Annotated in this window: 12 protein-coding genes; 11 read left to right on the top strand and 1 reads right to left on the bottom strand. The window is 47.6% G+C overall.

Annotated features, from left to right (window positions below; genetic code table 11):
- Window positions 1–44: 44 nt before the first annotated feature.
- The 6 genes from orn to A3GA_RS0104640 are packed head-to-tail and all read left to right on the top strand — an operon-like array spanning window position 45 to window position 5,864.
- Window positions 45–596 (top strand): oligoribonuclease, encoded by a 552-nt coding sequence (orn, locus tag A3GA_RS0104665; protein WP_018026231.1) that lies wholly within the window; start codon window positions 45–47, stop codon window positions 594–596.
- Window positions 597–605: 9 nt separating this feature from the next.
- Window positions 606–1,049 (top strand): holo-ACP synthase, encoded by a 444-nt coding sequence (gene acpS, locus A3GA_RS0104660; protein ID WP_018026230.1) that lies wholly within the window; start codon window positions 606–608, stop codon window positions 1,047–1,049.
- 18 nt (window positions 1,050–1,067) lie between these two features.
- Window positions 1,068–2,135, top strand: coding sequence for a beta-N-acetylhexosaminidase (gene nagZ / locus A3GA_RS0104655; protein WP_018026229.1), 1,068 nt, complete (start codon window positions 1,068–1,070; stop codon window positions 2,133–2,135).
- Window positions 2,136–2,151: 16 nt separating this feature from the next.
- Complete coding sequence (uvrC, locus tag A3GA_RS0104650) at window positions 2,152–3,981, top strand: excinuclease ABC subunit UvrC (RefSeq protein WP_018026228.1); 1,830 nt, start codon at window positions 2,152–2,154, stop codon at window positions 3,979–3,981.
- Between the two features lie 43 nt (window positions 3,982–4,024).
- Window positions 4,025–4,603 (top strand): CDP-diacylglycerol--glycerol-3-phosphate 3-phosphatidyltransferase, encoded by a 579-nt coding sequence (gene pgsA, locus A3GA_RS0104645; RefSeq protein ID WP_018026227.1) that lies wholly within the window; start codon window positions 4,025–4,027, stop codon window positions 4,601–4,603.
- Between the two features lie 31 nt (window positions 4,604–4,634).
- On the top strand, window positions 4,635–5,864 hold the full coding sequence (locus A3GA_RS0104640) for an MFS transporter (protein WP_018026226.1): 1,230 nt from the start codon (window positions 4,635–4,637) through the stop codon (window positions 5,862–5,864).
- 139 nt (window positions 5,865–6,003) lie between these two features.
- Here A3GA_RS0104640 and mltB read toward each other — a convergent pair whose 3' ends face one another.
- Window positions 6,004–7,110, bottom strand: coding sequence for a lytic murein transglycosylase B (mltB, locus tag A3GA_RS0104635; RefSeq protein WP_018026225.1), 1,107 nt, complete (start codon window positions 7,108–7,110; stop codon window positions 6,004–6,006).
- Between the two features lie 219 nt (window positions 7,111–7,329).
- Between mltB and A3GA_RS0104630 the strand changes: the two genes are divergently transcribed.
- The 5 genes from A3GA_RS0104630 to A3GA_RS11320 all read left to right on the top strand — a co-directional run bounded on the left by A3GA_RS0104630 (window position 7,330) and on the right by A3GA_RS11320 (window position 12,808).
- Entirely contained in the window at window positions 7,330–8,214 is an 885-nt protein-coding gene (locus tag A3GA_RS0104630; protein WP_018026224.1) for a histone deacetylase family protein, read from the top strand.
- A gap of 254 nt (window positions 8,215–8,468) precedes the next feature.
- Complete coding sequence (locus A3GA_RS0104625) at window positions 8,469–9,218, top strand: electron transfer flavoprotein subunit beta/FixA family protein (RefSeq protein WP_018026223.1); 750 nt, start codon at window positions 8,469–8,471, stop codon at window positions 9,216–9,218.
- Between the two features lies 1 nt (window position 9,219).
- Window positions 9,220–10,152 (top strand): electron transfer flavoprotein subunit alpha/FixB family protein, encoded by a 933-nt coding sequence (locus A3GA_RS0104620; protein ID WP_018026222.1) that lies wholly within the window; start codon window positions 9,220–9,222, stop codon window positions 10,150–10,152.
- A 155-nt stretch (window positions 10,153–10,307) separates the two neighbouring features.
- Window positions 10,308–10,895 (top strand): TRAP transporter small permease subunit, encoded by a 588-nt coding sequence (locus tag A3GA_RS0104615; protein ID WP_018026221.1) that lies wholly within the window; start codon window positions 10,308–10,310, stop codon window positions 10,893–10,895.
- 14 nt (window positions 10,896–10,909) lie between these two features.
- Window positions 10,910–12,808, top strand: coding sequence for a TRAP transporter large permease (locus A3GA_RS11320; RefSeq protein WP_081606594.1), 1,899 nt, complete (start codon window positions 10,910–10,912; stop codon window positions 12,806–12,808).

Genomic DNA, 12,808 nt, shown 5'->3' with positions numbered 1-12,808 from the left:
TCTATGCGACAATACTAGCATTATAGTAAATTCAAGGAAGATGTATGAGCTCAAAAGACCTTCGTTTAGTTTGGTTAGATATGGAGATGAGTGGCTTGGATCCAGAAACTGAACGAGTGTTAGAAGTGGCGGTGGTGGTGACAGAGTCAGATTTGACCGTAGTGGCCGAGGGGCCGGTACTTGCCATTCACCAGCCAGATGAGATTTTAAATGCGATGGATGAGTGGAATACGACTACCCATGCACGTACGGGTTTGACGGAGCGTGTCAGAGCCTCAACCATTACCGAGGCTGAGGCAGAGCAGCAATTAATTGCCTTTTTAAGTCAATATGTTAATAAGGGCACCTCACCGCTTTGTGGTAATACGGTGAGTCAAGACCGCCGCTTTATGTTTAAGTATATGCCCGAGTTCGAGCGCTTTTTTCATTATCGTACCCTGGATGTTAGTACGCTCAAGGAATTGGCGCGACGTTGGTATCCCGAGGTTTATCGGGGTGTGGTCAAAAAGGGGCGACACGAAGCGTTGGCGGATATTTATGAGTCCATTGAGGAGCTGAAGCATTACCGTGATAATTTTTTAAAATTACCGAGCTAGGTGTAACACATGTTTGATCCCAAACTGCTTGACTCCCAGCAAAGTGCAGCGATGTCAGCCATTGCCGGTATTGGTATGGATTTAATCTATATTAGTCGTATTCAAAAGGCGTTTGAACGTCATGGTGAGCGTTTTTTGAAGCGTATTTTGGGTGCTGGTGAGCGTGAGAAGTTCGAGCGACGATATGCCCGCGATCGGCAGCGGGGCGTGACTTTTTTAGCAACACGCTTTGCTGCCAAGGAGGCCTTTTCTAAGGCAGTGGGTTTGGGGATACGTTCGCCGATGCGTTGGTCAGCCATGCAGACCTTAAACGCCCCAAGTGGCAAGCCGATGGTGGTGTTAAGCGGTGAGTTAAAGCAGTGGTATGAAGCGCGCTTCGGTGAAGCTCATGTGTCGTTGACGGATGAATCCGATGTGGCCATGGCCTTTGTGATTGTAGAGCGTAAAGTATAGTTTTTTAAAAGGCAGAGTATGTCAACACATAATAATCATACAAATTTAGACTTAGGCCCAGTGATGGTGGATGTGGAGGGCCTGTGCTTGCAGCGCCACGAGATTGAGCGGCTGAAAAATCCCCTTGTCGGTGCGGTAATCCTATTTGCCCGTAATTATCAGGATCCGAATCAGTTAAGTGAGTTATGTCGCCAGATTCATGAGGTACGTGAGCAACCGCTACTGATTGCGATTGACCATGAGGGCGGGCGGGTACAGCGTTGCCGTAGTGAGGGCTTTACACCGTTGCCGGCAATGCGTGAATTGGGTGCGTTGTGGGATAGGGATCCGGACGCAGCCTTAGCGTTGGCGCACGAGGTCGGCTATATTTTGGCGGCTGAATTACGTGCTTGTGGGGTGGACTTTTCCTTTACTCCTGTTTTAGATTTGGATTATGGTGCTAGCGAGGTGATTGGCAATCGCGCTTTTCATCGTGCGCCAGAGATTGTGGCTAAACTATCCGAGGCCTTAATCGCTGGCTTGGCTGAGGCCGGTATGGCTGCCTGTGGTAAGCATTTTCCAGGTCATGGTTTTGTCGAGGCGGATTCGCATGTGGCCATCCCAGTCGATGAACGTGAGTTTGATGAAATTTGGCAAGAGGATGTTCAACCCTATGTGGCACTAGGCCATTTAAAGCTGCCTTCGGTGATGCCTGCGCATGTGATTTATAAAAAAGTGGATGCGATGCCAGCAGGTTTTTCAAGGTTCTGGATTCAAACAGTCCTACGTGAGCGTATGGGCTACCAAGGCATGGTGTTTTCTGATGATTTGACCATGGAGGGCGCTTCCGTGGTCGGTGGGATATTAGATCGTGCCGAGGCCGCCTTTGCTGCTGGTTGCGATATGGTGCTGGTGTGTAATCGCCCGGATTTGGCGGATGAGCTGCTAGCAGGCTTAAAGCATGAGAACACGGCCGAGTCGCTTCAGCGTTTGCAAAATTTGATGCCCAAAGAAGCCTTTATGAATTGGCAACAATTGCATAATGAGGCACGTTACCTTAACGCAAGGGAGTTGCTTGAGCGTACACTAACTAAGTGCTCAGCGTAGTTTTTTGCAGAACAGCATGCGTGTTGAATCATCCACTTTTGATCTAGCTAGCTTTTTAAGAGACCTACCCAATCTTCCCGGTGTATACCGACATGTTGCGGCGGACGGGGAGGTATTGTATGTAGGCAAGGCCAAGGATTTAAAAAAACGGGTTTCGCAATACTTTCAGAAGAATTTACAAAGTCCGCGTATTGCGCATATGGTGGCGCGGGTCGATCATGTGGATATTACCATTACCGACTCGGAAGCTGAGGCCTTGATTTTAGAGGTTAATTTAATCAAGCGCTTACAGCCTAAGTACAATATTCTATTTAGGGACGATAAATCCTATCCGTACTTGATGTTTACCGAGCATGAGGCACCACGCATGGTTTATTACCGTGGTTCCACCAATAAGGCGGGGCAGTTTTTCGGGCCCTATCCTAATGCCTTGGCAGTGCGTGACACCATGCAGCTATTGCAGAAAATTTTTCGACTGCGCACCTGTGAGGATAGTGTTTATAGTAATCGTTCCCGCCCTTGTTTGCTTTATCAAATTCAGCGCTGCTCGGGTCCTTGTGTGGATTTGATTTCTAAAGCAGAGTATCAGGCTGATGTGGCGCATGCGGTTAAGGTATTACACGGTGAGTCTAATGAGGTGCTTGATAATTTAGAGGCTAAAATGCTCAAGGCCTCCAATGACTTAGCTTTTGAACGGGCAGCCATGTTTCGTGACCAAATGCACTCATTAGCTACCTTAATGCAGCAGCAGGCCATGGAATCCTCAGATCAGCTCGATGTGGATGTGATTGCGGTGGAACAGTATGAGGGCAGTTTCTGTCTTAATCTTGCCATGATTAGGGCAGGGCGTCATTTAGGGGATAAGCCGATTTTCCCCACGCATGTGAATGGTGACGCAGCCGAGGAGATTCTGGCCGCCTTTATGGCAAGTCATTATCTAGAGCATCAAATGCCCCCGCTACTGATTTGCTCGCATCCCTTACCCGATCCGGAGCTGTTGCTGCTTTTAAAAACGGAGGGTAGAGCGCGTCCGCAAGTCATTACTCGACCTAGTGGAGTGCGTAAAAACTGGTTAGAACAGGCACAGCGTAATGCTCAGCTAGCGCTCCAGCGTCGTGCGGCGGAAACCGGTCAAATGCTTGAACGCACACAGGCCTTGGCTGAATTGCTAGGCCTTGATATGGACCCTGAGGCCTTAGCGAAATTGCGCATTGAGTGTTTTGATATCAGCCATAGTCACGGCGAGGCTACGCAGGCTTCCTGTGTGGTGTATCAACAGCATGATATGCAGCCGTCATTGTATCGTCGCTATAACATTGCTGGCATTACCGGGGGCGATGATTACGCAGCGATGCGTCAGGTGTTACAGCGTCGTTATGCGCGCGGTTATGAGTCCGAGTCCATGCCGCAACTCGTTTTAATTGATGGCGGCAAGGGGCAGGTAGAAGTGGCGCGCCAGGTGTTCACGGAATTGGGTATTGATTGTTCAATCATTGTCGGTGTGGCCAAAGGCGAGGACCGTAAAGTGGGTCTTGAAACCTTGATTTTTGCCGATGAGCGTCCGCCAGTGGCATTGGGTCTCAGCTCTAAAGCCTTATTATTAATTGCACAGATTCGAGATGAAGCTCATCGTTTTGCGATTACCGGTATGCGCAGTCGTCGCGCCAAAGCACGCAATGTTTCCCGTTTAGAAGAGATTGAGGGCGTGGGACCTAAGCGTCGTCAGCGTTTGTTGGCCCGGTTTGGCGGTTTTAACGGGGTGGTCAATGCGAGTGTGGATGATCTCGCATCGGTTGAGGGTATTTCTCAGCAAATGGCACAACGAATTTACGATGCCTTGCGTTAAGTTTTCAGCTTAAAATAAGCAATTGAATGGTAAGATAGCTGCTATGAAATCAATCAATATCCCTATTATTCTTACTTGGCTGAGAATTGCCATGATTCCCGTGGTGATCGGCTTATATTACCTGCCAATTGAGGGTCTCAGTATCACCCTACGTGATTGGCTGGGTGCGGCTGCCTTTGTCGTGGCGGCCATTACCGATTGGTTAGACGGTTATTTGGCGCGCCGTTGGGGTCAGACTTCAGCCTTTGGGGCCTTTTTAGACCCCGTCGCAGATAAGTTGATGGTATGTGCTGCTTTATTGGTCTTGCTGGACTTAGGGCGGGTTGAGTCCTATATTGCGTTAATTATTATTGGTCGCGAATTAACCATTTCCGCTTTGCGTGAGTGGATGGCGAGCGTTGGTGCTCGTGGTAGTGTGGCGGTCAATCAGTTGGGTAAGTTTAAAACCGCTGCGCAAATGGCGGCAATTCCTTGTCTGATGGTTTATCAGACGGTGTTTGGCATTGATTTGGTACTGGTGGGGGAGGTGCTGATTTTCTTAGCGGCCTTTTTAACCCTATGGTCGATGTTTTACTATTTAAGTAAGGCCTGGCCAGCCCTGAAGCATGCCGATAAAAAATAGTGTTTCCCGCTGCAGAGGAGCTAGCTAAGCGATGGTACTATCAGTGCAAAACAAGCTCTCAGTTCGACGCGTATTGCTTTGTGGCGGATTAATCGTCACCCTATCCGTCGGTATCCGCCATGGTTTTGGTCTGTGGTTATTGCCCATTAGTCAGGCCCATGGTTGGGATAGGGAGGTCTTCTCCTTTGCTATGGCCGTGCAGAATCTCGTTTGGGGCTTAGTTGGCATTTTTGCCGGCATGTTAGCGGATCGTTATGGTGCCTTTAGGGTGATGGTTGGGGGAGCGCTTTGCTATGCCTTAGGGCTGTTCGGGATGGCTTACAGCACCACGCCGCTGATGTTTATTTTAACGGCTGGGGTGATTTCCGGGATGGCTCAAGCGGCAACCACCTATGTGATTGTGTTTGGCATTATTGGGCGTCATATCAGTGCTTCAAAGCGTTCTTGGGCGATGGGCGTAGCAGCTGCCACGGGTTCTTTTGGGCAGTTTATGATGCTGCCGATTTCCAATAGTTTAATCAGTCTTAATGGTTGGCAGGGCGCCTTAGTGATTTTGGCTTGCCTGTCCTTGTTGATTATCCCCTTAGCGAGCTTTTTACGCGAGCGTGTGATTTACTTGCCGGCTACGAATGACGGCGCAGTCGTGGCTGAACAGGGTGTGATGGAGGCGTTGTGGGAGGCACTAAGTTATCGTAGCTATGTGTTATTAATTGCCGGTTATTTTGTGTGCGGTTTTCAGGTGGTGTTTATCGCTGTGCATCTGCCTGGCTACCTTAAGGATAATGGCTTGGGTCCTGAGGTTGCGAGCTTTGCATTGGCCCTTATTGGCTTATTTAATATTTTCGGTAGTTATTTGGTCGGGGTGCTGGGGCAGCGATTTCAAAAGCGTTACTTGTTGATGGCTATTTATGCGCTCAGGATCGTGATCATTGCTATCTTCTTGCTTGCACCTTTAAGCTCAGTGAGTGTTTATCTTTTTTCAATGGCATTGGGCTTGCTCTGGTTGTCCACCGTACCGCCGACCAACGCCTTAATTGCCATCATGTTTGGGGTGCGACACTTATCGATGCTGGGTGGTTTAGCCTTCTTTAGTCACCAAGTGGGATCCTTTTTAGGTGTGTGGCTAGGCGGTATTTTTTATGATCGATTCGGTAATTATGATCTGATGTGGACGTTAGCCATTGTGCTTAGTGTATTTGCCACCTTGGCTAATTGGCCGATTCAGGAGCGGGCGATTGCACGGCAGCAGGGGGCTGCTTGAGACGTATAGCTTATGAAGGGATTGCGGATTATTCTGTGCTTTGCAGTGATCTTTATACTGCTGACGATTTTATCCATGTACCTAGATCCGAGCTTCTGGATGCGAGCTTCGGATCTAGTGTGGTCATGTTTTTAATTGACTATTTGAGCGTTTCCGCAAAATCTGCCACGGAGGCAGCATAAAAGTAGCTGTTATTGTATTTGGTAATGGCAAAGAAGTTTTGTGTGGCAATGCGGTATTCGTTTCGGCCACTCGTCTCATCCATCAGATTAATCACCCCTAACACGCGGCCATTTTGCCATGTTGCATTAGCCACCTTGCTAGTGGAACCCTGTGCTTGCAACTCTTGCCATGTCAATGTGGGTTCTAAGCCCTTGCCTTCAACGGCGGCTGGGTTGCTGGGCAAACTAGCGGGGGCAAACACCGGCATGCCGCGCTGCCAACCATGCTTGACTAGGAAATTAGCTACCGAGTGAATGGCATCCACTTCACTATGGCGTAAATCAATGCGCCCGTCACCATCACCATCGACCGCAAAATGCATAATACTAATCGGCATAAACTGTGGAAGACCGGTGGCACCCGCAAAGGATCCCAGCTCGTTTTGTGCGCTTAATTTACCTTGATGATCTAACTTAATTAAGGCGGCCAATTGATTACGGAAGGATTGGTGACGGTCAGGGCGATTAGGATCGGGATGGTAAAAACCAAGGGTATACAGCGCATCCAATAAGCGGAAATCACCCATATACTTACCGTAAACGGTTTCTACCCCAATAATACTGCCAATAATTTCCTTAGGCACGCCATAGTGTTGCTCCACTTGACGGAGGGTGCTGGCATTTCTCTGCATAAAGCTTTGGCCACCGCGTACCCGAATAGGGTCCATCACACGGTTGCGGTAGGTCGTCCATGAGCGCTTGACTCGTGCTTTGGAACTAGGTGCCATCAGACGCTGGGTTTGTGAATTAATCTGTGCAGAATGAACTAAATTGCTCACATGCTGCTGCGGGATCTGATAACGCTCAGCTACTTCCTGTATAAATTCATTCTGATTAGCACTTAAAGGGCGACTTTCAAAATCGGCACTGACAGCACTGCTGGAGGAGGCAGCGGTGTTGGTCGCCACCTTATGCGTGTCGGGTTGCGGCTGTCGATTGGCAGGTGCTGATGTGTCCGGGGTGCCCGCGCAGGCGCTGAGTACTATGACGGTCAGAGGGGTAAGGAGTAGATTGCTAAGCTTCATAATGAGTATAGTTTAGATAATGAGGCGAGTTTATTGCATAAAGCAATTATTTAAGCATAATTGTTCTCGGATCAATGCTAGGGTAAATACTTAAATTTATTTTAATGTCCTCTATATTAAGATGTAGTTGATAAGATAAATTTTTTGTATCACTGAGCGTGAGGAAGTGTTTTGAACGACACCCTTTATATTACTCATCCGGACTGTAGCTTGCATGATATGCGTAGTTGGCATCCCGAATCGGCAAAGCGCTTGACTGCGATTCACGATCGTCTGTGTGCCACTGATTTAATTTGGTGTCTTAAAGCGATGGATGCGCCTCAAGCCACTGAGAAGGATATTTTACGCTGTCATGATGCGGAGTATATGAACTTTATTAAGTCTAATATTCCCGCTGAGGGCTATTTTAATATTGATAATGAGGAGACTAGTCTGAACCCTCATACTTGGAAGGCGGCATTGCGAGCAGCTGGTTCGGGTATTCTTGCGGTTGATGAGTTATTAAATGCACGTGCCAAAAATGCTTTCTGTGCGGTGCGGCCACCCGGACACCATGCGGAGCCTAATCAGAGCACCGGCTTTTGTTTTTTTAATAATGCCGCCATTGCGGCGCGTTATGCGGTGCATAAATACGGTTTGGAGCGTATAGCGATTATTGATTTTGATGTGCATCACGGTAATGGCACTGAGAAAATCTGCGCTAATGATCCCACGATTAAGATGTTCAGTTTTTTTCAGCATCCTTTTTTCCCTTACTCTGGTACTGAGGACGTCGCTAGCAATATGCATAATGTCCCGCTCAAGGCCTATAGCGGTCGGGAAGAGGTAGAGGCTGCGGTAAATTCAGTGTGGCTGCCGATTATGGAGGAGTATAGACCAGAACTGGTGATTATTTGTGCTGGTTTTGATGCGCACCGCGATGATGATATGGGGCAGATGAGTTTACTGGAGCGCGATTTTATTTGGTTGACTAAGCAATTGATGGCGGTGGCTGATAGGCATTGCCAGGGTCGTGTCATTAGCTTTCTTGAGGGAGGCTATAATCTTAGCGCCTTGGCCCGTAGCGCAACTGAGCATGTGCGTGCTTTAGCCGGTTTTTGCTGATCGCTATAGTTAAAAAGCTTGACAAAAACAATCATAATTCGCTTATGATCATCAATATCTTCTCAAAAGCAGCTAAATCGTTGTAAAAAGCTCACGCTTTACGTTAGGTTAGCTAATTACTTAAGCGTTGCTTAAGGCTGCATTTCGGAAATTGATTAGATTTAACGCCTTAAAGCAGGTAAAATGATTTTTGACAGTATGTAATACTTATTGCATATAAATACAATTAGCAAAATTGCCATAGGAGAAAGTTGATGAAGGTCTTGGTACCTGTCAAACGCGTTGTTGACTATAACGTCAAAGTACGTGTTAAAGCTGATCAGACAGACGTTGATATTGCCAACGTGAAAATGTCGATGAACCCATTCGATGAAATCGCCATGGAAGAGGCAGTACGCCTTAAAGAGCAGGGTAAAGTGACGGAAGTCATTGCGGTTTCTTGCGGAGTGGATAAGTGTCAGGAAACGATTCGTACCGCGATGGCACTGGGTGCTGATCGCGGTATCCTGGTACAAACGGATGCCGAGTTACAGCCTTTAGCGGTGGCCAAGTTGCTTAAAGCACTGGTGCAAAAGGAAGAGGCTCAAGTCATTCTCCTAGGTAAGCAGGCGATTGATGATGATGCGAACCAAACAGGTCAGATGCTGGCGGCCTTGCTAGACCGACCGCAGGCGACTTTCGCCTCCAAGGTTGAGTTGGGAGCCGACAGCGCCACGGTGACGCGTGAGGTTGATGGCGGTTTAGAAACCATCGAAGTAGCGTTGCCGGCGATTATTACGACCGACTTGCGCTTAAATGAGCCGCGCTATGTTAAGTTACCTGACATCATGAAGGCTAAGAAAAAGCAGCTTGATGTGGTGACGCCTGATGACTTAGGGGTGGACGTTACGCCCCGCATCAAGACCTTAAAAGTATCTGAGCCACCTGCACGCCAAGGCGGTATTACTGTGCCTGATGTTGATGCTTTAGTTGATAAGTTAAAAAATGAAGCAAAGGTGATCTAAGATGACGAATTTAGTAATTGCTGAACACGATAATTCTTCTTTAAAGCCTGCTACGCTAAATACGGTAGCAGCCGCTGCCAAGCTTGGCGGTGATGTACATATTCTAGTGGCCGGTAAGGGCGCTCAAGCGGTTGCTGAGGCCGCTGCCAAGGTTGCTGGTGTATCCAAGGTATTATTAGCTGATGGCGATAGCTTAGAGCACTTTTTAGCTGAGAATGTGGCAGAGCAGGTATTGGCAGTGGTCGCTGACGACTACAGCCATGTTCTTTTCCCAGCAACGGCTAATGGTAAAAACGTGGCACCACGTGTGGCTGCTAAGTTAGACGTAGCGCAAATCACGGATATTATCGCGGTCGAATCGGCTGATACATTCCAGCGTCCAATCTATGCGGGTAATGCCATTGCAACAGTTCAAGTTGAAGGCGCTAAAAAGGTGCTGACGGTACGTACCACGGCATTTGATGCGGTCGCTGCTGAGGGCGGTGCTGCTGAGATCGTTACCATTGATGCGGTTGCTGATAGCGGTTTATCCAAGTTTGTGGGTCGTCAAGTAGTTGCTAGCGACAGACCTGAATTGACCGCCGCTGAGGTGATTGTGTCTGGTGGTCGTGGTGTTGGCAGCCAGGAAAATTTTGCCATTATTGAGAAATTAGCTGAGAAATTAGGCGCTGCGGTGGGTGCTTCCCGTGCGGCGGTTGATGCTGGCTACGCACCTAACGACTTGCAGGTAGGTCAAACGGGTAAAGTAGTGGCTCCGCAGCTGTACATTGCTGTGGGTATTTCCGGTGCGATTCAGCACTTAGCCGGTATGAAGGACTCTAAAGTCATCGTCGCTATCAATAAGGATGCGGAAGCACCGATTTTCGGTGTAGCAGACTACGGTTTAGTGGCTGACTTATTCCAAGCCGTTCCTGAATTAACCGAAAAATTATAATGGCTTAGGCTGAGTATCAGCTTAAGTGATTAGATTGACTGCAATGGCCGAGATGACTCCTTATCTCGGCCATTTGTCGTTAATCATTTGTGTTAAACTTTTTAAGCAATTATTTTTAGTGCTTTATCTCCTATCTCATACAAAGAGTCACCTCAATGCGTTCTTTACTCGTACTCTCCAGATTTTTTGACTTTATTATCAGCAAAGTTGGGCAGTTAGTTATTTGGCTAACCTTATTAATGGCGCTTGTGAGCGCCGGCAATGCCATTTATCGTAAGGTTTTTCATAGCAGTTCCAATGCTTGGCTAGAAATCCAATGGTATTTATTTGGAGCCGTGTTTTTACTGGCTGCTGGCTACACCTTTTTGAAAAATGAGCATGTGCGGGTGGATGTCTTAAATGCCCGCCTAAAGGAGCGAACGCAGGTCATTATTGACATTATTGGCGTGATCTTTTTTATTTTGCCGGCCTGTGCCTTAATTGTCTACCTGTCTTGGTCTTTTTTTATGCATTCCTATGTGACCGGTGAAATGTCGTCCAATACTGGTGGTTTGATTCGTTGGCCTGTGAAACTGCTAATTCCAGTTGGCTTCTCATTGATGATTATGGCGGGGATTTCACATTTGATTAAGTGTATTGCTTTTTTAAAGGGCATGGCGCCTAATCCCTTGCGTAAGGCAAAGAGTAGTGATGAAGAGCTACTAGAAGAACTTAAACAACAAAATCCTAACGAGCAGCCATAGGAAAGTAGAAAATGATTGAATTTATTCTTGCTAATATGCCCCCGATCATGTTTTTAACCTTGATCGGTTTATTGTTGTTAGGATTTCCAGTTGCCTTTTCCCTTGCCGCGAACGGTATTTTTTATGCGGTCTTGGGGATAGTTTTTGGTGAATTCAGCTTTAGCTTTTTACAGGCTTTACCCAATCGTGTCTTTGGTATTGTGCAAAACGATACCTTGTTGGCAGTGCCGTTTTTTACCTTGATGGGCTTAGTACTTGAGCGCTCGGGGATGGCTGAGGATCTACTGGATACGATTGGTGAGATTTTTGGACCGGTACGTGGTGGCTTGGCCATTGCGGTGATTTTAGTGGGTACCATGCTTGCCGCTACCACCGGTGTGGTGGCGGCATCCGTGATTTCCATGGGTCTGATTTCACTACCGATTATGATGCGCTATGGCTATGACCGTCGCTTAGCCACAGGGGTGATTGCCGCTTCGGGTACTTTGTCGCAGATTATTCCACCCTCCTTGGTATTGATTATTCTGGCGGACCAAGTAGGTCGTTCAGTGGGTGATATTTATCGCGGTGCAATGCTGCCGGCCTTGACCTTGGTGGGTATATATATAGTATTTGTGTTAGTGGTGTCTTTGTTTTTCCCTAAAATGGCACCCGCCTTACCCGCAGAAGCACGCAAGTATCGTGAGGATAACGGTCGCTCGGGCTTACGCTCTTTATTAGTCACTACCTTGTTAGCCGGGCTGATCGCCTATGCGATTGATGCCGCATTTTTTGCCAGTGCCAATACACCGATGGATGAAAAAATCGTTGTCAGCCTTTTGTTGTGGGGCTTGGTGATGTTTGTCTTTGCCTTGGCTGATAAGCTGTTAGGTACCGGCTTACTATCAAAAATCACTTCGCGGGTGGTTTTTGTGATGGTACCGCCCTTATTGTTGATATTCTTGGTGCTAGGTACTATTTTTATTGGCGTGGCCACACCCACCGAAGGGGGCGCCATGGGTGCCGTGGGTGCCATTGTGTTGGCTTGGTCACGTGGTCGTTTAAACTTAACACTACTTAAGCAAGCAATGGAATCAACCACGAAGCTCACCAGTTTTGTGATTTTTATTTTGGTCGGTTCCACGATTTTTACCTTAACCTTTACCGGTTTTGGCGGTCAGCATTGGGTTAATAGTCTGTTCTCCGATTTGCCAGGTGGCATGTATGGCTTCCTGATTGTAGTTAGTATTTTTATCTTTTTACTCGCATTTTTCCTAGATTATTTTGAATTGGCCTTTATTGTTGTACCTCTATTGGCACCGGTTGCGGAGAGTTTGGGGATTGATTTAATCTGGTTTGCGGTGATTTTAGCGGTTAATATGCAGACCTCCTTTATGCATCCACCCTTTGGTTTTGCCTTATTCTTCTTGCGCTCTGTGGCGCCACAGGAAGCCTATGTGGATAAGGTCACTAAAAAACGGGTCGAGGGAATTAAAACCACACAGATTTACTGGGGTGCGGTGCCATTCATCATCATTCAGTTGTGTATGGTGGCAGTTGTTCTATCCTTCCCGGGTTTGGTGATGCACTATAAAGGTACAGGTCCTAAAATCGACCCTGCTACCATTCAACTGGGTACCGATTTCGGTGGTGGTTACGGCAGTGATTCTTATGGCAGCGATCCGTTTGGCAGTGACCCTTATGGAGATGATAGCTTCGGTGGCGCTTCCGGGTCTGATAGTTCAAACGGTTTATCCGGTGACGCAGCTACCTCCGGTGATGCTTATGGCCCTGATCCTTATGCCGTGGATTCTTTCGGTAGCGGTAGTGTAGGCGGCGCAAGTAGCGGCGGTGACGGTGCTGCTGAGTCTTCTTTGGAAAAAGAGCATCAGCAAGCCGATAGCAAGGATCCTTTTGCTGTCGAGTTTAAATAG

This window comes from Oligella urethralis DSM 7531 (assembly GCF_000372065.1).
GTDB classification, from domain to species: domain Bacteria; phylum Pseudomonadota; class Gammaproteobacteria; order Burkholderiales; family Burkholderiaceae_B; genus Oligella; species Oligella urethralis.
Note: the sequence above shows the minus strand (reverse complement) of the source record. Positions and strands in the feature narration are given on the sequence as shown.